The 24,495-nt window shown below is 61.7% G+C and carries 21 protein-coding genes, 2 tRNA genes and 1 pseudogene; 9 read left to right on the top strand and 15 right to left on the bottom strand.

Annotation, left to right across the window (positions count from 1 at the left end):
* The first annotated feature begins 51 nt into the window (after positions 1–51).
* The gene (locus QM694_RS00905; protein ID WP_415005074.1) at positions 52–804 is read left to right on the top strand and encodes a hypothetical protein; all 753 of its coding nucleotides are present in this window, start codon (positions 52–54) and stop codon (positions 802–804) included.
* Between the two features lie 3 nt (positions 805–807).
* Here the strand turns inward: QM694_RS00905 and QM694_RS00900 are convergent, their stop codons facing one another.
* Entirely contained in the window at positions 808–1,566 is a 759-nt protein-coding gene (locus QM694_RS00900; protein ID WP_415005073.1) for a hypothetical protein, read from the bottom strand.
* A gap of 170 nt (positions 1,567–1,736) precedes the next feature.
* Entirely contained in the window at positions 1,737–3,872 is a 2,136-nt protein-coding gene (locus tag QM694_RS00895) for a heavy metal translocating P-type ATPase (protein ID WP_415005072.1), read from the bottom strand.
* A gap of 73 nt (positions 3,873–3,945) precedes the next feature.
* On the opposite strand from QM694_RS00895, the gene QM694_RS00890 reads away from it, so the two are divergent.
* Positions 3,946–4,365, top strand: a complete 420-nt coding sequence (locus QM694_RS00890; protein ID WP_415005071.1) for a MerR family transcriptional regulator — start codon at positions 3,946–3,948, stop codon at positions 4,363–4,365.
* 30 nt (positions 4,366–4,395) lie between these two features.
* On the opposite strand, the gene QM694_RS00885 is transcribed toward QM694_RS00890, so the two are convergent.
* Complete coding sequence (locus QM694_RS00885; protein WP_415005070.1) at positions 4,396–4,680, bottom strand: hypothetical protein; 285 nt, start codon at positions 4,678–4,680, stop codon at positions 4,396–4,398.
* 370 nt (positions 4,681–5,050) lie between these two features.
* Between QM694_RS00885 and QM694_RS00880 the strand changes: the two genes are divergently transcribed.
* Positions 5,051–5,380 (top strand): hypothetical protein, encoded by a 330-nt coding sequence (locus QM694_RS00880; protein WP_415005069.1) that lies wholly within the window; start codon positions 5,051–5,053, stop codon positions 5,378–5,380.
* A 69-nt stretch (positions 5,381–5,449) separates the two neighbouring features.
* On the opposite strand, the gene QM694_RS00875 is transcribed toward QM694_RS00880, so the two are convergent.
* The 3 genes from QM694_RS00875 to QM694_RS00865 all read right to left on the bottom strand — a co-directional run bounded on the left by QM694_RS00875 (position 5,450) and on the right by QM694_RS00865 (position 6,650).
* A complete protein-coding gene (locus QM694_RS00875; protein ID WP_415005068.1) occupies positions 5,450–5,656 on the bottom strand; it encodes a hypothetical protein in 207 nt (68 codons plus the stop codon).
* A gap of 87 nt (positions 5,657–5,743) precedes the next feature.
* On the bottom strand, positions 5,744–6,280 hold the full coding sequence (locus QM694_RS00870; protein ID WP_415005067.1) for a super-infection exclusion protein B: 537 nt from the start codon (positions 6,278–6,280) through the stop codon (positions 5,744–5,746).
* Positions 6,281–6,574: 294 nt separating this feature from the next.
* Positions 6,575–6,650, bottom strand: a tRNA-Val gene (locus QM694_RS00865).
* A 370-nt stretch (positions 6,651–7,020) separates the two neighbouring features.
* Between QM694_RS00865 and QM694_RS00860 the strand changes: the two genes are divergently transcribed.
* Positions 7,021–7,701: a transglycosylase domain-containing protein gene (locus QM694_RS00860; protein ID WP_415005066.1), complete on the top strand. Its 681-nt coding sequence runs from the start codon at positions 7,021–7,023 to the stop codon at positions 7,699–7,701.
* A gap of 48 nt (positions 7,702–7,749) precedes the next feature.
* On the opposite strand, the gene lon is transcribed toward QM694_RS00860, so the two are convergent.
* The 3 genes from lon to QM694_RS00845 form a co-directional block, all read right to left on the bottom strand.
* On the bottom strand, positions 7,750–10,188 hold the full coding sequence (lon, locus tag QM694_RS00855; protein WP_415005065.1) for an endopeptidase La: 2,439 nt from the start codon (positions 10,186–10,188) through the stop codon (positions 7,750–7,752).
* A 238-nt stretch (positions 10,189–10,426) separates the two neighbouring features.
* Positions 10,427–11,710, bottom strand: a complete 1,284-nt coding sequence (gene clpX / locus QM694_RS00850; RefSeq protein WP_415005064.1) for an ATP-dependent Clp protease ATP-binding subunit ClpX — start codon at positions 11,708–11,710, stop codon at positions 10,427–10,429.
* 181 nt (positions 11,711–11,891) lie between these two features.
* Positions 11,892–12,524, bottom strand: a complete 633-nt coding sequence (locus QM694_RS00845) for an ATP-dependent Clp protease proteolytic subunit (protein WP_415005063.1) — start codon at positions 12,522–12,524, stop codon at positions 11,892–11,894.
* A gap of 296 nt (positions 12,525–12,820) precedes the next feature.
* On the opposite strand from QM694_RS00845, the gene QM694_RS00840 reads away from it, so the two are divergent.
* Both QM694_RS00840 and QM694_RS00835 read left to right on the top strand, forming a co-directional pair.
* Positions 12,821–14,065, top strand: coding sequence for an efflux RND transporter periplasmic adaptor subunit (locus tag QM694_RS00840; protein ID WP_415005062.1), 1,245 nt, complete (start codon positions 12,821–12,823; stop codon positions 14,063–14,065).
* Positions 14,062–17,173, top strand: a pseudogene (locus tag QM694_RS00835) (efflux RND transporter permease subunit). Before QM694_RS00840 ends, QM694_RS00835 begins: the two are co-directional and overlap by 4 nt.
* A 125-nt stretch (positions 17,174–17,298) precedes the next feature.
* Here the strand turns inward: QM694_RS00835 and QM694_RS00830 are convergent.
* Positions 17,299–17,775 carry a PadR family transcriptional regulator gene (locus QM694_RS00830; protein ID WP_415005061.1) on the bottom strand — a complete coding sequence of 159 codons (477 nt, stop codon included), beginning with the start codon at positions 17,773–17,775 and terminating at the stop codon, positions 17,299–17,301.
* An 11-nt stretch (positions 17,776–17,786) separates the two neighbouring features.
* Positions 17,787–18,128: a DUF2852 domain-containing protein gene (locus tag QM694_RS00825; protein WP_415005060.1), complete on the bottom strand. Its 342-nt coding sequence runs from the start codon at positions 18,126–18,128 to the stop codon at positions 17,787–17,789.
* A gap of 133 nt (positions 18,129–18,261) precedes the next feature.
* Here QM694_RS00825 and QM694_RS00820 point away from each other — a divergent pair, with 133 nt between their 5' ends.
* From QM694_RS00820 to QM694_RS00810, 3 genes are read left to right on the top strand one after another with little or no spacing between them, the layout of a single operon-like run.
* Positions 18,262–19,818 carry a phospholipase D family protein gene (locus tag QM694_RS00820; protein WP_415005059.1) on the top strand — a complete coding sequence of 519 codons (1,557 nt, stop codon included), beginning with the start codon at positions 18,262–18,264 and terminating at the stop codon, positions 19,816–19,818.
* A gap of 56 nt (positions 19,819–19,874) precedes the next feature.
* Positions 19,875–20,138 carry a type II toxin-antitoxin system RelB/DinJ family antitoxin gene (locus QM694_RS00815; protein ID WP_415005058.1) on the top strand — a complete coding sequence of 88 codons (264 nt, stop codon included), beginning with the start codon at positions 19,875–19,877 and terminating at the stop codon, positions 20,136–20,138.
* Entirely contained in the window at positions 20,125–20,406 is a 282-nt protein-coding gene (locus QM694_RS00810; protein WP_415005057.1) for a type II toxin-antitoxin system YafQ family toxin, read from the top strand. The genes QM694_RS00815 and QM694_RS00810 overlap by 14 nt, the downstream gene beginning before the upstream one ends.
* 62 nt (positions 20,407–20,468) lie before the next feature.
* Here QM694_RS00810 and tig read toward each other — a convergent pair whose 3' ends face one another.
* The 4 genes from tig to QM694_RS00790 form a co-directional block, all read right to left on the bottom strand.
* Entirely contained in the window at positions 20,469–21,839 is a 1,371-nt protein-coding gene (gene tig, locus QM694_RS00805; RefSeq protein ID WP_415005056.1) for a trigger factor, read from the bottom strand.
* A gap of 53 nt (positions 21,840–21,892) precedes the next feature.
* A tRNA-Leu gene (locus QM694_RS00800) sits at positions 21,893–21,977 on the bottom strand.
* 87 nt (positions 21,978–22,064) lie between these two features.
* Positions 22,065–22,943, bottom strand: a complete 879-nt coding sequence (locus QM694_RS00795; protein WP_415005055.1) for a DMT family transporter — start codon at positions 22,941–22,943, stop codon at positions 22,065–22,067.
* Positions 22,940–24,355: an NAD(P)H-hydrate dehydratase gene (locus QM694_RS00790; RefSeq protein ID WP_415005054.1), complete on the bottom strand. Its 1,416-nt coding sequence runs from the start codon at positions 24,353–24,355 to the stop codon at positions 22,940–22,942. The genes QM694_RS00795 and QM694_RS00790 overlap by 4 nt, the downstream gene beginning before the upstream one ends.
* Positions 24,356–24,495: the final 140 nt, after the last annotated feature.

Here is a 24,495-nt window from a genome sequence, read left to right as displayed (position 1 = left end):
CCTGCCTTCCACGGGCTTGCCGCGAAGCGAAGTACGAAAGGGCGTCAGAGCATGTATGCGTTGGGAGTGGGGTTACGTGGAGCCCAGCCGCTGACGGAAGCGCACGGCCTGTCCGATCCGCTGCGCACTGTTTCGGCCATTGCCCGCCTCATCGATGAAGGCCAGGCGATCGGCTACACCTTCAAGATTTCCTCTGACTTCGCTGCGCTCGCCCGCGAGCGTCTTGCGGTACGCAACTCCGCCGTCTCGCCGATGTTCGATATCACGGTCAGCCGCGAATTGGGCGAAACCGGCTTCTGGCTGTCCGCCCACAATGCGGCAGGCGAAACGGTAGGCATCCAGGCCTTCCGCCTTGATGATGCCTCGCCAAATCTTGCCGATTGGGTGCTGGGCTGGATGATGGGGCTTTATGCCAAGCGGCGCGAAATGATCGTGCCCAACCAGCTTCACGCGCCCGATCATTCGCTCGCCGCCCTGATCCGCGGCAAGGCCGTCTATCACGGTGAATTGTGGATCGAGAAACATTCCAAAGGCTGCTTCAACGTATTTCCCCGCCTCGGCATGCTGCTGGCACTGGTGAAATGGCAGCCCGACGCCATATGGGCGCTGACGGGTGACTCGATGGCGACGCGCGGCCATTTGATCCGCATGGGCTACGGCCATCTCGAACCCTCTTTCCTCACCTGGGACTGGGAACCGGAAGGCGCTGAACCTCACGAATGGATTGCCATCGCCGAACGGCGGCATCTCGAATTTTGCGTCGCCGAAATGGCAATCAACGCGGAAGCGGCGGCCGAAAGCTGAAATCTACAGCGGCGAAATATCCACCCGCGCCAGTTCGGTGACGATGCGCACGCCCTTCTTGCTGCGGGTTCCCTTAAGCGGCAGCACCACGCGCTGATAGGGCACCCACACCACCTCGCCATTGGGCGAGGTCATCGCCGCATAGATGTGATCATAGTGGGGATCGCCGGTGCGGCTCACTTCCGGATAGATGCGGCTCACCGCCTGGTCATAGCTGTGGCCGGTGAGGCAGGGATAGGACACCGGGCTCATGCCCCACAGCTTGGCGATGGTGGATTCGGCGCCGACGCGCTGCACGCGGAACTTCTGCGACTGCTGGTCGTAAATGCAATCGACGGAATGTTCCTCGTCGATCTCGTTCTTTTCCAGCGCGGCGCGCAGCAGCGGCGGCACGCGCGGATTGTTCTCGCTGGCGGGCTGGATATAGACGGTGCGCGAAAGGTGAATGTCGCTCTTGTAGATGAGCTGCGTCAGGCGGTCAGCGGCGTCGGACGCGAGATCAAAGCGCTCCTGAAACCAGCCGGCGGAATAATAATTGAGATGATAGGGGCCGGGGCTGTTGAGAATGTATTCGATGGCGAAATAGAGCGAGGCCCAGTTGGGCGTGAACATGGTCCACTTGACGGTGGTGCCGCCTGCATCCTCGGTGATCTTCACGTAGCCGCGCCGGTGCAGCAGGTCGCGTTCGTCCGGCAGGCCGTCCGCCGCCAACGGGGGCGCCGTCACCTCTGCCTTATGAACCCAGATTGTGCCTGCGGGCATCGTCGATTCCGAATTTATACGTTCATCCAATCCGAACTCTGTCGGATTTGGTGAAATGAAGTCTTAAGTCTCACCCCCCGTTTTCTTCCGATTGGCAAAGCCCTCAAATATGGTTGAAGTTCCGTTCACCAAAGGGGGGCTTGGGTTTGCGTTAATTTTCCGTTGCCGTTTTACTTTAAATTGCCCTTGCTTGCGCCAAGCAGGCGGAGCGCGTTCAGCGTCACCAGCACGGTGGCACCGGTATCGGCGAGAATGGCGATCCACAGGCCGGTCATGCCCAGAACCGTGGTCACCAGGAACACCGCCTTCAACCCCAGCGCGATCGCCACGTTCTGCCAGATCACGCTGAGGGTGCGGCGTGACAGGCGCACCAGATTGGCGACATCGGAAATGCGGTTGTTGAGCACCGCCGCATCCGCCGCCTCCAGCGCCACATCGGTGCCGGAGCCCATGGCGATCCCCACCGTGGCGGCGGCAAGGGCCGGCGCATCATTGATGCCGTCGCCCACCTTGGCGATGCCGCCATCGCCCGAAAGCGCGCGGATCACCGCCAGCTTGTCCTCGGGCAGAAGCTCGGCCTTCACCGCCATGCCGACGATCTGCCCCACCGCTTCCGCATTGGCGCGGTTGTCGCCCGTCAGCATGATGGGCGTGATGCCCAGCGCCTTGATCTCGGCCACGCCCGAAACCGCATCGGCGCGCGGTTCGTCGCGCATGGCGATCAGGCCCAGAGGTGTTGTGCCGGCCAGCACCACCGAGACGCTCTTGCCTTGAGATTCAAGAGAGGCGGCGCGCGCCAGCACATCCTTGTCCACCACGTTCAACCGCGCGGCGGCGCCCACGGTAATCATCTTGCCCTCGGCGCGGCCCGCTACGCCCTTGCCCGGCAGCACCTGCGAGGCCACGGCCTTGACAATGATCTTCCGCGCCTCCGCAGCCGCCACGATGGCGAGTGCCAGGGGATGCGACGAGCCCTGCTCCACCGCCGCCGCCAGCCGCAGCACGTCCTCTTCCTTCGCCGCGCCGAATGTCACCACATCGGTGACGACAGGTTTTCCCGCCGTCAGCGTGCCCGTCTTGTCGAAGGCGATGTGCTTCACCTTGCCGATCTGTTCCAGCACGCCGCCACCCTTCACCAGAAGGCCGCGCCGCGCACCCGCAGCAAGTGCTGAGGCAATGGCGGCAGGTGTTGAAATCACCAGCGCGCAGGGGCAGCCGATCAGCAGCAGCGCCAGCCCGCGATAAATCCATGTGGCCCAAGGCTCCTGCCAGACCAGCGGCGGCAGCACTGCCACTGCCAAAGCCAGGCCGCAGATCAGCGGCATGTACCAACGGGCGAAGCGTTCGATGAAGCGTTCGGAGGGGGCTTTGGCGTCCGCCGCCTCTTCCACAAGGCGCACCACGCGGGCGATCAGCGTGTCTCCCGCCGGTTTTTCCATGCGCATCCTGAGCACGGCCTCGGTGTTGATGGAACCGGCGAGGATCACATCACCCTCGCCCTTCCCGCGCGGCACGGATTCGCCCGTCAATGCCGATTCATCCACCGCCGAGCGGCCCGAGACGATCACCCCGTCGGCGGGCACGCGGTCGCCCGGGCGCACCACGATGATGCTGCCCACGGCAATGTCGCCCACCGGCGTTTCGGCAAGGCCGGACGGCGTTTCCACCATGGCGGTGGCCGGCGCGATCTTGGCCAGCGCGCGGATGCCGGCGCGCGCCCGGCCTGCGGCGATCCCCTCCAGCATTTCGCCCACCGCGAAGAGGAACACCACCACCGCCGCCTCCTCCACCGCGTGGATGGCGATGGCGCCCGCCACCGCAATGGTCATCAGCAGTTCGATGGTGAAGACCGACCCCGAGCGCAGGGCCGCAAAGGCGCGCTTCGCCACCGGGGCCGCGCCGATCAACGCGGCGGCGAGAAACACGTACCAGCCGCCCTGCCCCAGAAGATGATCCACCGCATAGGCCGCCGCCAGAAGGAGGCCGGTGGCGATCACCAGCCTGCCGCGATCGGATTGCCACCACGGCCCTTCGATGGGCGCGCCGTGGTCATCATCATGGTCATGGCCTGCGTGATCATGCACCGCTGCGCCATCGGCGCCACCCAGCGCATAGCCGAGCGCCGTCACGGCGCGCGTCACGGCCTCATCTTTGGCCTCGCCCGCATAGGTGATGGAAAGCGTTTCGGTCTGCAATCCCACCGCCACATCCGACACGCCGTCGATCCGGCGCACCGCCGTCTCGATCTTGGTCACGCAGGCCGCGCAATCCATGCCGTGGACGCGGAACTTGGCTGATGTGGTCATGGGGCCTCGGGCTTGAACGGAAACTCTCCCTTACATAGAATCTCCAGTCACTGGAGCTTCAAGGAGAAAAGCGATGGCCACGCTTCAAATCGGCAGGCTGGCGGAAATGGCCTCAACCAAGGTGCAGACCATCCGCTATTACGAGGAGATTGGCCTCATCCGCCCCTTCATGCGCTCGGAAGGCGGGCACAGGCTTTATGACGCGGAGGATGCCAAGCGCCTCAAATTCATCCGCCACGCGCGCGAGCTGGGTTTCAGCATTGACGAGATTCGAGGACTGCTCAAGCTTTCCGACAATCCCGAAACAAGCTGCGCCGCCGCCGACCGGATGGTCGAAACCCATCTCGAACAGGTGGAGCTGCGCATCAAGAAACTCCAGGCGCTCCGCAAGGAACTCCGCCGCATGGTGGACGACGGCACGCATGGCAGAGCCGGAAACTGCCGCGTGCTCGAAGTGCTGAAGGACCATAGGCACTGCGGGGGCGAGCATTGAGGGGAAATGCGCGCTCGTCTGGCCGGAAGATCAGTCGTTGGGATTGCCAGGATCGGAGAACGTAGTCATGAACACGGCCATATCCTGAACTCGGACAGGAATACATTGACGCCGCGTAACTCTGATTTCAGTGACATTTGCGCTCGCATCTTTCTTCGCCTGCTTGAGCAGTTCCTCTTGGTCGTCTAGCTGTTTGGCAAGGCGGCCGCATTTAGCGAACTCCATCACCTCATAGTTTACGATTGGCAACGCGAGGCTAACTTCCCCCTGCGGAGAGGTTGTTATCATCATCGTGACCATGATGGCTTTGATCATTTAGGCACTCCGGAATAGCCGGGCAGCACCCTGCCCGGCTGTGTCGAAAGGATTATTACGCGAATTTCAGGATTTTGGAAAAGCCCTACTTTACGCACAGGAAGCGGAACTCAATCCACCTGTCCACAATGCTTATCTCTGTTCACCATTATACGATCAGGGTTGCTTTGGGCGAAGTAGGGATATCTGGCCGACCTCGATAAAGGTCGACGTGAAAGGTGCGACCTAAGAGGCCGTGCCTTTATTTTTTCCACATGAGGAACTTGCAAGCTTTGCATAGCAGATATTACGAGCAATCCTCAGATTTGACGCTATAGCGCAAAATGGACAGCCACGCGCTGACTTAAGCACAGAGTTTAGAGGATTAAAGATGAAAAAGTTTAGTGAGTTTTTGAACACCCTTACGAAGAAGAGCATCCCTGGCGCATGGAACTTGGAGGATATACAGGGTTCATCAAATGCCGAGATTTTCCTCGCCCACCTTCAAAGTGACGTTATCAAAAATATTCTTAATACAATAAAGGGCATTGTTGAGGGCACAATTTCCAACAGCGGCAATGAAGGCGATTTTGAATCCCTCGAAAGCTGCGCTGACTACCTCTGCGAATTTTCCACAAAATTCCGAACTTGCGTTGATGACTATTACGAGCCCGCCATCGGGAGCGCCAATGACATGGGCGCGAAAGGCATACGAGCTTAAGGTGGCGGGTTATCCCATCTAGGCCAGGAACAATCCTGACATGGGCGCGACCTTGCGGCCGCGCCTGTTTTATTTGTTCTTAATGTGGTCGATTGCTAGATTTGCAATGACATCATTCAAGCTATCGAGACACTCCGTTACGTCAAAAGCGATTTTGTTCAGTTCTTTCTTTTCGCCATCCTTCATTCCCATCACGTATAAGCCAATCTCCTGATTGGCTCGTGATAGTTTGTCGCCGATTTTCTTAAGTGCTTCCTTTGTCTCATAACTATTCATACAAGCCCTCCACTTGTTTGCACGAATAAATATTTTTACACAACGAACAGTAATTTTCTTCGGCTTGGCTCGACCGCGGTCGCTTTTCTAGTATGGCGCATGACTAGTCCATGGTTTGTCATTACCCGCATACACGAATTCCTCAGAACGCCGCTTTAGTTCTGCCCAAACCGCATCTGGAACCATATACGCGACATTAAAGAAATTTGCAGCGCCGTTTGCCCGGATCAACAATCTTTTTTGTAGCAAAGTCTGAATTTTAGGCTCAACCAATTTTGCGTTGAACGATTGCTGATTGCGAGTCACTAAACACGCCAATATAGTGTATTCCTCTTCACTCAGTGTTTCGAGATAGGCAAAGGTGCTTTGAAGAGCTAATTGCTTTTTTTGATCAAGCGAACGATTCTGAAGCCAAGTTTTGCTTTTGTCCGCACCGAACTTGAAAATATTCATCGCTGTCAGACTACCAGACAGCACCGCTAACAATTCGATGGCCGGATGCACCCACCCAGGCTGCGCCCGAAATTCAGATGGTGACAGAAAAAATAGCGCAATCAGGCATGCCAAAAACACGCCCGCGACTACGTTATATTTCATCTCTAAAAACTTGAGCCAATCGCCCATACAGACCCCGGCAAACGCGATTCTTTCAGTTCAGCTAATACTCGACTTTACGTTCGGTCAATGACTTGAAGCCGCACGCGACAGTGAACAACTCGGAGTTGACCTTAATCTCCCATAGAGGCGGGAACCTTGGCCGGAATGATTGATGCGACATGACCGGGATTCATGGCACGATCCGGCCATGAAAACAAAAAGGGATCTGAAACTCGTGGCTGCTACACATACTTGCTACGCATTGTTGCTACACAAACCGAGCAAGATTTCTTTTAAGCAATTGATTTCAAAATCAAATTCTGGTGGGCGATGAGAGACTTGAACTCCCGACATCTTCGGTGTAAACGAAGCGCTCTACCAACTGAGCTAATCGCCCCCGCGCAGGCTCTTAGCGGCGGCATTCCCGCAACGCAAGCGCCCACAAAAATGCCCCGTGCGGGTTCTGAGGGCGCACGGGGCTGATGTGATTTGAACGTTCCGTTCAGCTTCCGGGTGCGCTGCCTCCTGCCCCTTGGGTGACGCCCATGAAATTCAGGCGATTCGGCTGGTTTGGCAAGGATTTGCACGCCCGGATTTCATCCTTCCCCCCTCGCGGGGGAAGGTGGCGCGAAGCGCCGGATGAGGGGGTGGTTGAGGCCAGCGCGCCCCCTCATCCCCGGCTTCGCCGGACCTTCTCCCACAGGGGGAGAAGGACGTTCGCTTCACCATCACAATTCAGGCGCATGAAAACGCCATGAGGATAGCGCATGATCCTCAGAGCCTTCCTCTATCTCCTCGGCGGCCTGTGCGCGCTGCTTGTCATCGCGCCGGTTGCGGCATGGTTCTGGATTGCCAGCGATCTGCCTGATCCGCGCGCTGTCCTCGATCCTGAAACCGCGCCCTGCCCGGCACCTCCTGCTTTCGTTGATGCGAACATTCCACCGGCAATCAGGGCGGCGCTTATCGCGGCGGAAGACCCGGCTTTCCCGAAGAAACGGGGATTGCCCAGCCTCAACCTGCTGTTCGGCTGGGATGCTCACAACCTGCCGCTCCCGGCCCTTGCCGCGCGTCTGCAACTTGCGAAGACCGCTCAGCGGACAATGCGCTCGCAGTTGAACTGGCTGGTTCAGACCGACCGGATGGCGCTTCACCTCAGCAAGGATGAGATTGAGGAGGCCGTGCTCCAGCACAGTTCTTTCGGGCGCGGCGCCTATGGATTTTCCTGCGCGGCGCAGGTCTATTTCGGCAAAAGCCCATCCGCACTCAGCCTTAGTGAAACGGTTGCGCTGGCAGGGCTGCTAAAAGCTCCATCATTTTACGATCCCGGCCTCCATCCCAACGAAGCCCTGTCGCGCCGGAACACAATCATCGACGGGATGCAAAGCGCTGGCGCGATTTCCGATGCAGACGCACTTGCCGCAAAGGCTGAACTCCTCATTGCAAAATAAAAAGGCGGGAGATTGCTCTCCCGCCCTTCTTCATTCGTACAAGGACTTTCAGTGCGCGCGGGCGGGTTCGCCCGTGCTGGCGCCCGCCGCGGCCTTGGCGGCGGCGGCGGCTTCCTCGGCTTCCTCGTCCCAGGTGATGGGCTCGGGCATCCGCACCAGCGCGTGCTTCAGCACCTCGTCCATGCGCGAGACGGGGATGATCTCCATGCCGGATTTCACATTCTCCGGAATGTCGGCCAGGTCCTTGGCGTTCTCCTCGGGGATCATCACCTTCTTGATCCCGGCGCGGAGCGCCGCCAGCAGCTTCTCCTTCAGGCCGCCGATTGGCAGCACGCGGCCCCTGAGCGTGATCTCGCCCGTCATCGCCACGTCCTTGCGGACGGGAATGCCGGTCATCACCGAGACGATGGCGGTGACCATGGCGATGCCAGCCGAAGGGCCATCCTTGGGCGTGGCGCCTTCCGGCACGTGCACGTGGATGTCGCGCTTGTCGAACACCGGCGGCTTGAGGCCGATCGAGGTGGCGCGGCTCCGGACATAGGATGAAGCGGCCGAGATCGACTCCTTCATCACGTCCTTGAGATTGCCCGTCACCGTCATCTTGCCCTTGCCCGGCATCATGAGCGCTTCGATCGTCAGGATCTCGCCGCCCACTTCCGTCCAGGCCAGCCCCGTCACGACGCCGACCTGATCTTCGCGGTCGATCTCGCCATAGCGGAACTTCTGCACGCCAAGGTACTGGTTCACGACTTCCGGCGTGACCTTCACCTTTTTCTTTTTGGACAGCATGATGTCCTTCACCGCCTTGCGGGCGAGCGTGTTGATCTCGCGTTCCAGCGAGCGCACGCCGGCTTCCCGCGTATAGCGGCGGAGCACCTCATAGAGGCCCTCGTCGGTGATCTCGAACTCCTTCTTCTGCAGGCCGTGATGCTCCATGGACTTCGGCACGAGATGGCGCTTGGCGATCTCGAGCTTCTCTTCCTCGGTGTATCCGGCGATGCGGATGATCTCCATGCGGTCGAGCAGCGCCGGCGGAATGTTCAGCGTGTTCGACGTGGTCACGAACATCACGTTCGAGAGATCGTATTCGACCTCGAGATAGTGGTCCATGAAGGTGGCGTTCTGCTCGGGATCAAGCACCTCGAGCAAAGCCGCCGAAGGGTCGCCGCGGAAATCCATGCCCATCTTGTCGATCTCGTCGAGCAGGAAGAGCGGATTCTGCTTCTTCGCCTTCTTCATCGACTGGATGACCTTGCCGGGCATCGAGCCGATGTAGGTGCGGCGGTGGCCGCGGATTTCCGCCTCATCCCTCACGCCGCCCAGCGACATGCGGATGAACTCGCGGCCCGTCGCCTTGGCGATCGATTTGCCAAGCGAGGTCTTGCCGACGCCCGGAGGGCCGACGAGGCACAGGATGGGCCCGCGCAGCTTGTTGGTGCGGCTCTGGACGGCGAGATATTCGACGATCCGCTCCTTCACCTTGTCGAGGCCGAAGTGATCGGCGTTCAGCACGCCTTCGGCGAAGGAGAGGTCCTTCTTCACCTTGCTCTTCTGGCCCCACGGGATGCCGAGCAGCCAGTCGAGATAGTTGCGCACCACGGTGGCCTCCGCCGACATGGGGCTCATCTGCCTGAGCTTCTTGATCTCGGCGTCGGCGCGCTCGCGCGCTTCCTTGGAGAGCTTGGTGTTCTTGATGCGGGTTTCCAGTTCGCCGATCTCGTCGCGGCCTTCCTCGCCGTCGCCGAGTTCCTTCTGGATCGCCTTCATCTGCTCGTTCAGGTAATATTCGCGCTGCGTCTTCTCCATCTGCCGCTTCACGCGGCTGCGGATGCGCTTCTCCACTTGGAGGACGGAGATTTCGCCTTCCATCAGCGCGAACACCTTTTCGAGGCGCTCCTGCACGGAGGCCATCTCGAGGAGTTCCTGCTTCTCGGGGATCTTGATCGCCAGATGCGCGGCGATGGTATCCGCGAGCTTGGAGAAGTCGGTGATCTGGCCAATGGTGGCGATCACCTCCTGCGGCACCTTCTTGTTGAGCTTCACATAGCTCTCGAACTGCGACACGGCGGTGCGCGCCAATGCCTCGACTTCCGCCGTGTCACCGGCGGGCGCGGGCGTCACTTCCACCTCGGCCTCGAAGAAATCGGCGCGGTCGGTGAAGCGGTGAACCTTGGCGCGCTCGACGCCTTCCACCAGCACCTTCACGGTGCCGTCGGGCAGCTTCAGAAGCTGAAGCACCTGGGCAAGCGTGCCCACTTCATAAATCGCATCCAGCGCCGGATCGTCATCGGAGGGGTTCTTCTGCGCCACCAGCAGAATGCGCTTGTCCTCGCGCATCACCTCTTCCAGCGCCTTGATCGATTTCGCGCGCCCCACGAAGAGCGGCACGATCATGTGCGGGAAGACAACGATATCGCGCAACGGCAGAACGGGAAGCGTTTCCGGCTTGCCTTCGGCGGTAGACTTGGGAGATTTCGACATCATCATTCCTTTCGCGGGCGGGCCGCACTTGAGTTTGCGCAGAATTGCCGCAAACCCGTGGCGCCCTGTGTGGCTTCAAGGCCGCAGTCGCTGTAAATCACTTCATGAGAGACTTCACACCACTCCGGCCTCTTGGTCGATTGCAAAAATGGCGACGCGTGAACGGGTTTTCAATGCCGGCGGAAAACGCGCATGGCCGGAACAACTTGCGTTCCGGCCATGGCTTGCAATGGGTCATTCAGGCTCAGGCCGAGGCCGCAGGCGCCAGCTTTGCGTTGGCCTGCTTGTCGCGGTCGGCATAGATCAGCAGCGGCTTGGCATCGCCTTCCACCACCTCTTTCGAGATCACCACCTCCTCCACGCCGTTCATGGCGGGAAGGTCGAACATGGTCTCGAGCAGGATGGCTTCCATGATGGAGCGGAGGCCGCGGGCGCCCGTCTTGCGCTCGATGGCGCGGCGGGAAATCGCATGCAGCGCCTCGTCCGGGAAGGTGAGCTTCACGCCCTCCATCTCGAACAGCCGCTGATACTGCTTGACCAGCGCGTTCTTGGGCTCGGTCAGGATCTGCATCAGCGCCGGTTCGTCAAGGTCCTCGAGCGTCGCCACCACCGGCAGGCGGCCGACGAATTCGGGGATCAGGCCGAAGCGCAGCAAATCTTCCGGTTCCAGTTCGCGCAGCAGCGCACCGGTGCGGCGGTCATCGGCGGATTTCACCTCCGCCCCGAAGCCGATGCCGGACCCCTTGCCGCGCTGGCTGATGATGCGTTCCAGCCCCGCGAAGGCGCCGCCACAGATGAACAGGATGTTGGTGGTGTCAACCTGCAGGAATTCCTGCTGCGGATGCTTGCGGCCGCCCTGCGGGGGAACGCTCGCCACCGTGCCTTCCATGATCTTGAGTAGCGCCTGCTGCACGCCCTCGCCCGAAACATCGCGGGTGATCGAGGGGTTGTCAGACTTGCGGCTGATCTTGTCGACCTCGTCGATATAGACGATGCCGCGCTGGGCGCGCTCGACATTATAGTCGGCCGCCTGCAGCAGCTTGAGGATGATGTTCTCCACATCCTCGCCCACATAGCCCGCTTCCGTGAGCGTCGTGGCGTCGGCCATGGTGAAGGGCACATCGAGGATGCGGGCCAGCGTCTGGGCCAAGAGCGTCTTGCCGGAGCCGGTGGGGCCGACCAGCAGGATGTTGGACTTCGCCAGTTCGACGTCATTGTTCTTCTGGGCGTGGTTCAGGCGCTTGTAGTGATTGTGCACCGCAACAGACAGCACCTTCTTGGCGTGCTCCTGGCCGATGACATAATCGTCGAGAACCTTGCGGATTTCGTGCGGGGTGGGAACGCCATCCTTGGACTTGACCAGCGAGGACTTGTTCTCCTCGCGGATGATGTCCATGCACAGCTCAACGCATTCGTCGCAGATGAAAACCGTGGGGCCGGCAATCAGCTTCCGCACCTCATGCTGGCTCTTGCCGCAGAAGGAGCAGTACAAGGTGTTCTTGTTGTCGCTCCCGCTTGCCTTACTCATGTGCTCTCCTTGGCCAGACGTCCGCACCATAGACGTGCGGACTTTAACAGGAATTCACCGCGCCTTGCGCGATTTTGCCCTTATTCTCCCGGCCTCTTGCTTCAACCAACTCAATTTCAGCATGGGCCGATATGGTTAATCAAGAATTGATTTGAACAACTTCCAATTGCAATTCCTGCGCTCACTTGCCGTCCGATGGAACCGGGCGCTTGTCGAGGATCTTGTCGACGAGGCCAAACTCCTTGGCCTGCTCGGCGGTCATGAAGTTGTCGCGCTCCAGCGCGTCCTCCACGTCCTTGATGGTGCGGCCGGTGTGCTTCACGTAAATCTCGTTCAGCCGCTTCCTGAGGTTCTCGACGTTCCGGGCATGGATCAGGATGTCCGTCACCTGGCCCTGGAAGCCGCCGGAAGGCTGATGCACCATCACGCTCGAATGCGGCAGCGCGAAACGCTGGCCCTTCTCGCCCGCGCACAGCAGCAGCGAGCCCATGGAGGCTGCCTGCCCCATGACGATGGTCGAAACCTGCGGGCGGATGAACTGCATGGTGTCGTAGATCGACAGGCCCGATGTCACCACGCCGCCCGGCGAGTTGATGTACATCGAGATTTCCTTCTTCGGGTTATCGGCCTCGAGGAAGAGAAGCTGCATGCAGACCGAGGCCGCCACGGTATCGTCGATGGCGCCGGTGATGAAGATGATGCGTTCGCGCAGAAGCCTCGACGGCAGATCATACACCCGCTCGCCGCGCAATTCCTGCTGGATGACCGACGGCCAGAACGAGCCGGTTGTCACAATGTCTAGGGGATCGCGCATGGAATTCTTGTCTTTCGTGAATCAGTTCGATGAAGAATGCTCCATAGATAGGGGAGGCCCCGGCAAACGGGAAGAGGCTTCCGTCAGAGGGTTAAAAGCGCCCCATGCGCGAAACGCGGGGCCAGCCCCCATTCCGCTCAATGCAGCGGAAACACACGCAAATCCCGCCTGAAATGATTTTCACTCGCTACGGCCTTTCGCCATGATTAAGCGACGGTTTGCGGCGATTCATGCGTCTTGCAGTTGAAATGCCCAGAGCGCGCGCCTGCGGCACGGTGAGGGATTGGGATAAGCGGATGAAAAAACTGTTGGGCCTGCTCCTCACCGTGGTGGCCGTTCTGGCCATCATTCGCTTCGTGCCTCCGGTGAGAGAGGCCGTGAGGCCGCATCTTCCGGCCGTCGCGCAAGGCTGGCTGCCCGCCGCCGAAACGCAGGCCGCTTCCGCCGATGCAGGCAAGAAGGCGGGCGGCAATGCCATCGCCGTCACTGCCGTGGCGGCTGATGATGGCGCCTTCCCGGTGATCGACCGCACCTATGGCATCATGCAGTCGCCCGCCGTGGCGCAGATCGGCGCCCAGGTGGCGAGCCAGATCACCGCCGTCCATGTGAAGGACGGGCAGATGGTGAAGGCGGGCGATCTGCTCGTCACCCTCGATGACCGGGCGTTGCAGGCCGGAGCCGCCAAGAACCGCGCCATTCTGGAAAAAGACAAGGCGCTGGCCGAAAGCGCGGCGCTCGATCTCCAGCGCGCCAAGACGCTCTCGGAAAAAAACGCCGGCACCCAGCAGGCCTATGATCAGGCGCTGGCCGCCAGCCTCGCCGCCAACGCCACCGTCGCGTCCGATCAAGCGGCTGTCGATGCGGACACCGTGCAGCTCGGCTACACGAAAATCATCGCGCCCATCTCCGGCCGCCTCGGCACGGTGGCGGCGACGGTCGGCAATCTCGTCAGCGCCAGCGGCACGCCCACGCTGATGACTATCACGCAGATGGATCCGCTGCGCATCAGCTTCCAGTTCCCGGAGCGCGATCTGCAGGCGATGCGGCAGACGCGCGATGCGGACGGCAAGATCACCGTGCAGGTGCTGCGCAGCGCCACCACGGATGTGCTGGGCAGCGGGCAGCTTGATTTCATCGATTCCACCATCGACAGCGCGTCTGGCACCATCACCATGATGGCCACCATCGACAATGCCAATCTCATGCTGTGGCCGGGCCAGCATGTGGACGTGGCCGTTCAGTATGGCACGCTGCCCAATGTGGCCATCGTTCCCACCGTGGCCATCCAGCCTGGCCAGAGCGGCCCCTATGTGTGGGTGGTGAAGGACGGCAAGACCGTCGAGATGCGCCCCGTCACCGTGGCCCGCATGGAAGGTGACAAATCCGCCGTATCAGCGGGTCTCAAGGCGGGCGAGCAGGTGGTGGTGGAAGGCCAGCTCAGGCTCAAGCCGAATGCCGCCGTGAAGGTCATCCCGCCCAAGGAGAGCTCCACCTCCGCTGCCGCCGCTCCCAAAAATGAAACAGCGCAGACCACCCCATGAACATTTCCGAATTCTGCATCCGCCACCCGGTCGCGACGATCCTCATGTCGATCGCCGCGGTGATCGGCGGCCTGTTCTCATGGTCGCTGCTTCCCGTGGCTGCGCTGCCGCGCGCCGAATTCCCGGTCATCAACGTGTCGGCCTCGCTGCCCGGCGCTTCGCCCGACACCATGGCGACCTCGGTGGCAACACCGCTCATCAAGCAATTCGCCACCATCGCCGGCATTGAAAGCATTTCGACGTCCAACTCGCTGGGCTCGACCTCCATCGCCATCCAGTTCGCATTGAATCGCGATATCGATGCGGCGGCGGCGGACGTTCAGGCGGCCATCACGCGCACGCAGCGGCAATTGCCGGATGACATGACGTCGCCTCCCTCCTACCGGAAGGTGAATCCGGCGGATGCGCCCATCCTGCTGCTGGCGCTCAAGAGTTCGACCACGCCCCTCACCGATCTCGACGCCTTTGCGCAGCAGGTGATCTCGCCGTCGCTTTCGACGCTCGATGGTGTGGCGCAGGTGCAGATTTTCGGCAGCCAGCAATATGCGGTGCGCATCCAGATCGATCCGTCCGCTCTGGCGGCGCGCGGCATTTCCATCGCCCAGCTGCAATCGGCTATCTCAGCCGCCAACAAGAACACGCCGCTCGGCACGCTGGTGAACGACAAGCAGCAGCTCACCATCGTCGCCGACACGCAGTTGAACAACGCCGCCGATTTCAGCCGCCTCATCATCGCCACCCACAACGGCAATCCGGTGCGGCTTGGCGATGTCACGCGGGTGATCGATTCCGTCGCCAACAACCAGATCGCCAGCTGGTATGACGGCACGCGCGCCATCGTTCTCGCCATCCAGCGCCAGCCCGATGCCAACACCGTTCAGGTGGTGGACCGGGTGAAGGCCATGATTCCCACCTTCGCCGACCAGCTTCCGGGAGATGTGGGGCTTGAGGTTTTCAACGACCGCTCCAGTTCGATCCGCCAGGCCGTGCATGATGTGGAGTTCACGCTGGGCCTCACCATCGTGCTGGTGATCCTCGTCATCTATCTCTTCGTGCGCCGCGTGTGGGCCACGCTCATCCCGACACTCGCCGTGCCGATCTCGCTTATCGGCACGCTGGGCATCATGTATCTGATGGATTTTTCCATCGACAATATTTCGCTGATGGGCCTCACCCTCGCCGTTGGCCTCGTGGTGGACGACGCCATCGTCATGCTCGAAAACATCGTGCGCCACATGGAGGAAGACGGCCTCAACGCCTATGAGGCGGCGCTCAAAGGCTCGCGCGAGATCGGCTTCACCATTCTGTCGATTTCCGTTTCGCTCGTCGCAGTGTTCATTCCCGTGCTGCTGATGGGCGGCGTCATCGGCCGCATCTTCAACGAATTCGCGGTCGTCGTGACAGCAGCAATCATCGTTTCGATGTTCGTCTCGCTCACGCTCACGCCCATGCTGGCGTCGCGCCTTTTGGGCGAAGGCGATGCCCATGCGCAGGAAAAGGGCTTCGAACGCATGGCTGGAGCGCGGCTTTCAGGCGGTCGTCAACGGCTATCACGCCCTCTTGCGCGTTTGCCTGAGATTCCAGTTTCTCATCCTTCTGGTGTTCTTTGCCACCATCGCCGTCACGGTGATGGTCTTCAACACCATCCCCAAGGGATTTTTCCCGCAGGAAGATATCGGCCAGCTTCAGGTGACGACGCAGGCCCGCGAGGATGTTTCCTTCGACGCGATGAAGGCGCTGCAGGCCGAGGTGGCGGATGTCTTCGCCAAATCGCCTTACGTCGCGCATGTCGTCAATGTCACCGGCGCCTTCAACGGCGCCATGAATTCCGGCCGTCTCTTCGTGGAGCTGAAACCCAAGACGCAGCGCCCGGATTTGCAAAAGGTGCTCGCCGATCTCCGCCGCCAGCTTGGCGGCATTCCCGGCATGAACACCTTCATGAACCCGGTGCAGAATTCTTCGGTGGGTGCGCGCTCCTCCTCCAGCCAATACCAGATCGTCATGCAGGCGCTCGACCAGGCGCAGATGAACGAGTGGTCGCAGAAGCTGATCGACGCGATGCGCAACGACCACGCCTTCTTCACCGATGTGAGCTCCGACCTGCAGGACAACTCGCTGCAAGTGCGCCTCGTCATCGACCGTGACAAGGCGGCGGCGCTGGGCATCGGCTCGGACGTGCTGCGCTCAACACTTTATGGCGGCTTCGGCACGCAGCAGGTGGCCACCATCTATGGCTCCGCCGACAGCTACGACGTGATCATGGAGCTTGATCCCAAAATCGACTGGACGCCGGAGCGGCTGGGCGCCATCGAGGTGGGCACCGCGAGCGGCGGCCTTGCCCCTTTAAGCGCCTTTGCGAAGATCGAGACGGGCGCTGGCCTTCTCACCGTGAACCAGCTTGGCCAGCTTCCCGCCGTCACCCTCTCCTTCAACCTGCCGGAAGGCGTGTCGCTTGGCTCCAGCATCGCCGAACTCGACAAGCTCAAAGAGCAGATCGGCCTGCCGAAATCGATCTCCACCGCCTTCTATGGCACGGCCAAGACGTTTCAGGATTCGGTCGCCAACCAGGGCTGGCTGATCCTCGGCGCCATCATCACCATCTATATCGTGCTCGGCATTCTCTATGAGAATTTCATCCATCCGCTCACCATTCTCTCAGGCCTCCCGGCGGCGGCGGCGGGTGCGCTGCTGGCGCTGGAACTGTTCGGCTTCGACCTGTCGCTGATAGCGGTGATCGGCCTTCTCATGCTCATCGGCATCGTGAAGAAGAACGCCATCATGATGATCGACGTGGCGCTGACGTTGAGGCGCTCCGGAATGAGTGCGCGCGACGCCATCGAGAAAGCCTGCGTGATGCGCTTCCGCCCCATCATGATGACGACGCTCGCCGCCCTCATGGGCACGCTCCCCATTGCACTCGGCGAAGGCGCGAGCGCCGAACTCCGCCAGCCGCTCGGCGTCGCCGTGGTGGGCGGCCTCATCGTGTCGCAGACGCTGACGCTCTTCGTGACGCCGGTGCTTTATCTGTATATGGACCGGCTGTCGGAATTCCTCAGCCGCCACATCTCCCACCCGGTAACCGAGCCCGTGCTCGAACCGGCGGAGTGATCATCCTTCCCCCCTCGCGGGGGAAGGTGGCGCGAAGCGCCGGATGAGCGGTGGTTGAGTTCAGCGCGACCCCTCATCCCCGGCTTCGCCGGACCTTCTCCCGCAAGGGGAGAAGGAAAGCAAACTCACAGCTTCTCGATCGCCTCGCGGGCGGTTTTGAGGATTGCGCCCAGCTTGCGGGACTGCTCTTCCGTCATCCCGCCCTCGCGCATGCGGTGGAACAACGTGTGGCGGAAGGCCGACATTTCACGGCCGAGGTCTGAATCGTCGCGTGGGCCGGCAGAGCGGTCCACCTGCTCCTGGATGCGCGCCAGTTCGGCGGCGCGTTCGGATAGGTGGTTGAGTCCCGCCTCGGTAATGTCGAAGACGCGGCGGCCATCGATGTCGCGCGGGGCGATCAGCCCCTGCTCCTCCAGCATCTGCATCATCGGATAGATCGATCCGGGGCTGGGGCTATAGGCGCCCCGGAAACGGTGTTTGAGGGCGCGGATGATGTCATAGCCATGACGCGACTGCTCGGCGATCAGCCCCAGCACGATCAGCCGGAGGTCGCCGGAATCAAACATCCGGCTGCCGCGCCGCTTTCCGAAATGGCCGAACATCGTTCCTCCCCTTATGCCTCCGTGACAGGCGTTTCGCCCGCACCCTTGGCGCGTTCGGCCATGAAGCGGTCGAACAGGGCCTGGTCGGCGTCGCGGCGTTCACGCGCGGCGAATTCGGCGAAAGCCTTGGCTTCCTCGCGCAGCTTGGCGCGCTCGGCCTCGATCTTCTCCAGAACCTCGCGGCGGCGCGCATCAAGCACGCTGTTGCCGGTGCTTTCAACCCGGTCACGGCCTTCGCCGCGCTCGTGGCGGCAAAACCCGCGGTGATGGCGGCCCCAATGGTGCCGGCCGGCAGACTGGCCTTCGGCGTCCCTGTCGAGTCCTTCGCCGCAGCGGTGTGAAAATGGTTTCATGTATTTCTCCATAAAACGATCTATCGTTCATTCGATATATCGTATGGTAGCGATATAGCGAGCGATATATCGTTGTCAAGGCCTGCCCATAAATTTCGCTGAATTGCCGCAGAGCTGGGGCATAGTGCGGCTGATGGCGATGTTTCTGACCTATCTCATTGGCGTGATTGCGCTTCTGGCGCTGGGCGTGGCCGCCCTGCGCCTCGCCTTCCCGCTGCCCGCGCGGGAGGACGGCCCGCCGCTCACCGCCCTTCCCGCGTCAAACACCACGCGTCTCGGGCGGCACATCGCTGATCGGCAGGCCCGCCACCCCCGCAAGACGGGCATTCACGCGCTGGCCTCGGCACCCGATGCCTTTTCGGTGCGCATCCTCTTGGCCCGGGCGGCGGAAGCCTCGATCGATATCCAGATCTATATCTGGCGGCGCGACCTCACCGGCCTTCTCATGCTGCGCGAAATCCACGCGGCGGCAGAGCGCGGCGTCAGGGTAAGGCTGCTGATCGATGACAGCGGCACGCGCGATCTCGACACCGATCTGGCTGCCCTCAACGCGCATCCCATGATCCACGTCCGCCTGTTCAATCCGCGCACCATCCGCTGGCCACTGTGGCTTGGCTATCTCATCGCGCCGGTGCGCACCAACCGACGCATGCACAACAAATCCTTCACCGTCGACGGCGTGGCCTCGGTGGTGGGCGGACGCAACATTGGGGACGAATATTTCGGCGCCGGGCGCGGCTCCCTGTTCGAGGATCTGGATGTCCTCGCCTGTGGCACGGTGGTGAAGGACATCGCCACGGATTTCGACCGCTACTGGGACAGCAAATCGAGTTACCCGGTTGCGCCGCTTCTCACGCAGCGGCCGGGCGCCCTGCCCCGGCTGCTCGCCGATGCCGATGCGGCGGCGCGCGATCACAATGCCCGCGCCTATCTTGAGGAAACGCGCGGCTCCGCCATCATCGATGATCTTGTCGCGGGCTCGCTCGATCTCGAATGGACGGATGCCAGGCTTTCGAGCGACGACCCGCTGAAGGGCCTGGGGCTGGCAAGACGCAAGCAGCTCATGCTGGCGGAAATGATGCATGTGCTGCGCTCGCCCCGCCAAAGCCTCGATCTCGTCTCCGCCTATTTCATTCCCGGCAAGCAGGGCAGCCGGGCGCTCATGTCGCTGGCGCGCGGCGGGGTTAAAATCCGTGTGCTGACGAATGCCCAGGAATTGACCGATGTGCTTGCGGTACACGCCGGTTACGTCAAATACCGCGCCCGGCTGCTGCGCGCCGGGATCAAGCTCTACGAGCTCAAATCCGCCGTCCGCCGCTCGAAGCAGGAACGTGGCTTTCACGTGCTGGGTTCATCCGGCGCCAGCCTTCACGCCAAAACCTTCGCGGTGGACGGACAGCGCGTTTTCGTCGGCTCGTTCAATTTCGATCCGCGTTCGGCGCTGCTCAATTGCGAGATGGGGCTGCTGATCGAGTCCGAAAAACTGGCAAAGCAGGTCACCGCCTTCTTCGACATCAACGCGCCCATCGCCTCCTATGAGGTGTTCCTGCGCCGAAGGCACCGCTTCGGCTGGATCGAGACCGGGCCCGATGGTCAGCGCCTGATCAGCAAGGTGGAACCCAACACCACCACCTTCCGCAGGCTCATCGTCACCATGATCGGCTGGCTGCCGGTGGAGTGGATGCTGTAGGGGCGGGTTGAAGACAGGCGTCATGTGAGCTACATTGTAGCTCAAGGAGAATGAACATGGCCGCCAATGACGTTGTTCGCGCCCGCATCGACAGCAAGACCAAGGAAAAGGCCGCCGCCGTTCTGGCGGCCATGGGCCTGACCGTGTCGGATGCCTTCCGCCTGCTGATGGTGAAGGTGGCGGCGGAAAAAGCGCTTCCCTTCGAGCCTCTTGTCCCCAATGCGAAAACCGTATCTGCCATGAAGGCGGCCCGGCGCGGCGCGCTCAAGAAAGCGGGCACCATCGAGGATTTGATGGCCGACCTGCATGCGGACGATTAACCGCACGTCGCAGTTCAAGAAGGACTACAAGCGGGAATCGCGCGGCCGTCATGGCCGCGTACTGGATGCCGAACTGGTCGGCGTGCTTGAACTCCTCATCGCCGACGCCCCGCTTCCGGCAAAACTCCGCGACCATCCGCTCTCAGGTGAATGGAGCGATCACCGCGATCTTCATCTCAAGCCCGATCTGGTGCTCATCTATCGCAAGCCCGACGATCATCAGCTTGATCTGGTCAGGCTCGGCTCGCACAGCGAACTCGGCCTGTAGGCTTCCAAAAAACAAAACGGCCGGGAATATTCCCGGCCGCTTCGTCAATATCAGAACCAACCTCAGCCGTGGTCGTGGCCTTCGTGGTCGTCCTCGTCTTGCACCATGTGCTGGAGTTCCTCGCGGGTGACGTTCTTGTCCGTCACCTTGGCCTTGCCGACGATGAGGTCCACCACCTTCTGCTCGAAGATGGGCCCGCGCAATTCGATCAGCGCCTGCGGGTTCTTGCGGTAATGGTCGAACACCATCTTTTCCTGGCCGGGGAACTGGCGGGCGCGGCTGAGCAGCGCCTGCTGCAGCTCCTGCTCGTTCACCTGAACGCCTTCCTTCTCGCCCAGCGTGCCCAGCACGAGGCCCAGGCGCACGCGGCGCTCGGCGATGGCGCGGTATTCGGTGCGGGCCGCCTCTTCCGTGGTGCCCTCGTCCTCGAAGCTCTTGCCCGAGCGCTGCATCTCGTTGGTGAGCGCGCTCCAGATCGAGTTGAACTCGCTTTCGACGAGCTTCTCGGGCAGCTCGAAGCTGTAGAGCTTGTCGAGCTGGTCCAGCACGTCGCGCTTCAGCTTCATGGCCGTCATCTGGCCGAATTCCTGGCCGACGCGCGACTTCAGCATGTCCTTGAGTTCGGCCAGCGTCTTGAAGCCCAGCTTCTCGGCGAAGCTGTCGTCGATCACCGCTTCCTTCGGCGCTTCCACCTTGCTGACGGTGACGTCGAACTCGGCCGCCTTGCCGGCCAGATCGCTCATGCCGTAGTTCTCGGGGAAGGTCACCTTCACGAGACGGGTATCGCCCGCCTTGGCGCCGACGAGCTGTTCCTCATAGCCGGGGATGAACTGGTTGGAGCCAAGCTCAAGGCCCACATCCTCGGCCGAACCGCCCTCGAAGACTTCGCCATTCATCTTGCCGACGAAGCTGATGGTCACCCGGTCGCCGTTTTCGGCGGGGCCGGACTTGTCTTCAAAGGTCTTGGCCTGCGCGGTGAGGCGCTTCAGCGTTTCGCCCACATGGTCTTCGGTCACGTCAACCACATGGCGCGTCAATTCGAGGCCGCCATGATCCTGCACGTCGAATGTGGGGATCACTTCAAAGGCCATGGAGAAGGCGAGGTCACCCTTGCCGTCGATCACGGCATTCACTTCCTTCTCGTCTTCCGGCAGCTTGATTTCGGGCTGGTAGGCGGGCTTGAGATTCCGCTCTTCCAGAACGGCGCGGCTCTTGTCGTCCACCGCCTTCTGCACCACCTCGGCCATCGCCGACTTGCCATAGACGCGCTTCAGATGCGGCACCGGCACCTTGCCGGGGCGGAAGCCCTTGATGTTGGCGCGCTGCGACAGCTCCACGAGCTTGGCGTCCAGCTCCTTGTTCAGTTCGTCGGCATTGACGACGACCTTGTATTCGCGCTTCAGGCCGGAGCTCAGTGTTTCGGTAACCTGCATGTGTCTCGCTCTGTCTTGTCAATCATTTGGCGCCCGGTGATCAAATGGCCGGCTGGTGCGGGCGGAGGGACTTGAACCCCCACGGGTTTCCCCACAGGAACCTAAATCCTGCGTGTCTGCCAATTTCACCACGCCCGCAGCTTGGAGCCAGAAGCCCCCGGGGGTTGCAATCGGCGGCGTCTATAGCAGAGGGGTTTGGGCGATGCCAGCGGGAAACGGCGGCTTTTACGCCTTGGCCCCCCGCAGCTGCGCAAGGGTGGAAAGCGCCACGCCCGCCGCCACGATGGCCACCCCCAGCCACACGGCCAGCGGATAGGTTTCGCCCATGAGGGCCACGCCAAAGCCCACGCCCACCGCCGCCGCCACATAGCCGATCTGCGACAGATAGGTGGGCCCTCCCACCTGTTGCAGGCGGAAGAACATCATGAACATCAGCGTGGATACAAGAAGCTGCGCCGCCACGAGGCCGGGAATTTTCATGAGCGCCGAAAGATCAAGCCCGCCCATCACCGCCGCGATCAGCAGCAACGGCAGCACGGCGGCGAGATTGGTCAGCGCCGCCAGCCGCATGGGCGCGGCCCCTTTGGGCCACGCCATAGTGCGGTAGACATTGCCTGCCCCCAGAAACAGCGGGATCAGCGCCGCCAGCAGAATCCAGCGGCCATCCCCGCCGGTGAGGCTCGCATTGCGGGCGATGATGATGAGCACCGCGCCCGCCAGCCCCAATGCGATGCCGATGAAGCCCAGCGGGTTCGGCGGCCGGACGCGAAAAACCATCGACAGCAGCGCCGTCACCACCGGCGACAGCGCGAACATGATGGCCGCAAGCCCCGCGCCGATCTTGGGGATCACCGCGAAGGTGAGGAAGTTGGGCGCGACATAGGAGACGAGCCCCGAGATCACCGCGAAGCGCGCCATGGGCGCTTCCGTCTGTTGCCGCTCGAGAAGGTGGGAGACTGCCAGCACGATGAGTCCCGCGCCGCCCGAAATCAGCGCCGCCCACAATGCCGGGTTTACGCCCGCCGCCACCGCCAGCTTGCCCAGCGGAAAATTGCAGCCCAGCGCCAATCCAACGGCGAGCAGAAGCGGCAGGGGTTTGTTCACAAACACTCCACCAGCGTCTCCGCCGTCAGCCCGCGCGGGCCGTGGCGGGTGGCGGCATCGCCGTGCAGCCATACGGCGGCACAGGCCGCGTCGAAGGCCGCCATGCCCTCCGCCAGCAATCCCGTGGTGATGCCCGCCAGCACATCGCCCGAGCCTGCAGTAGCAAGCGATGGCGGGGCGTTGCTGTTGATGCGCGCCTCGCCTTCGGGAGAGGCGATCACCGTGTCCGCGCCCTTGAGAACGATCACCGCCGAGGACGCTTTCGCGGCGGCAAGCGCGCGTTCGCACTTTGAATCCGATTCGTTCCACAAGCCATTGAAGAGTCTGGAAAACTCACCCTCATGCGGGGTCATCACAACGCCCTTTCCGGGCTTGGCCGCAATGCCCTTGAACAGCGTACCGCGGTCCTGAGAAAACGAAGTAAGTGCATCGGCATCGAGCACCAGCGCCGCCTCGCTCCGCAGCACGGCGAGAACTTTCTGGCGCGTTTCATCCCCCACTCCCGCCGCCGGGCCGATGCAATAGGCGGTCTTGCGCGCATCATCGAGATGATCCGTGAACGGAATATCTGACAGCATCACCGCCGTCACCTGCGCGGCCTGCACCAGCAGCGCCTCACGAGCACCGGAAAGCGTCACCAGGCCCGCGCCGCTTTTCAGCGCCGCCGTGGCCGCCAGCCGCGAAGCCCCTGTGTTGAGCGGCCCGCCGCTCACCACGACCGCGTGGCCCCGCCCGTATTTGTGGCCATCAGCCTTGAGCGCCGGAAGATCTGGCGCGCCATTCTCAGAAATGCGCGGCCCGATACGTTCCAGAACCGCAGCGGGAATGCCGATCTCCGCCACCACCATCGCGCCGCACAGCTCCCGCCCGGGCATCAGCAGGTGCCCCGGCTTCTTGCGGAAGAAAGTCACCGTCACGTCGGCCTGAACGCTGGCCCCGCGCGGCCGGCCTGTTGCCCCATCAAGCCCCGATGGCACATCCACCGCCACGATGGGCACGCCTGTGCCATTGATCGCATCGGCCAGTTCAGCCGGAAAATCCTTGGAAAGCCCTGCCCCGAACAGCGCATCGACAATCAGCCCCGCGCCCGCAATCGCAACGCCCTGTTCCACCGGCCCAGCCCATCTGCCCGCCATCGCGGCGGCATCGCCCTTGAGCGCAGCCAATTCACCCAGCAGCGCCAGCCGCACCGGCCAGCCCCAGGCCTTCAAATAGCGTGCGCAGACAAAACCATCGCCGCCATTGTTGCCCGGCCCGCACAGCACCAGTACCGGCCTTGCCCCGAAGCGTCGGACGATCTCCTCTGCCACCGCGCGCCCGGCATTTTCCATCAGCGTGAGGGAGGGCACCCCCGCCTCCACGGCATAGGCGTCGGCGCGGTACATTTCAGCGGGCGTCAGGAGGTCGGCCATGGCTCACTTATAGACAACATGGCGGCGGACCCAAGCCAAACAGTACACTTGGCTATTTCGCAGCCTTTGCTTGCCTCGCGACAAGAAATGGTTAACGCTAAGTTAAGAGGGTCGTGTGATTCGCCTTTTAACCGGGAGCA

Origin of the sequence: Aestuariivirga sp., assembly GCF_047602625.1 — a bacterium.
Taxonomy (GTDB): domain Bacteria; phylum Pseudomonadota; class Alphaproteobacteria; order Rhizobiales; family Aestuariivirgaceae; genus Aestuariivirga.
This window is presented reverse-complemented; position numbering and strand designations above follow the sequence as displayed.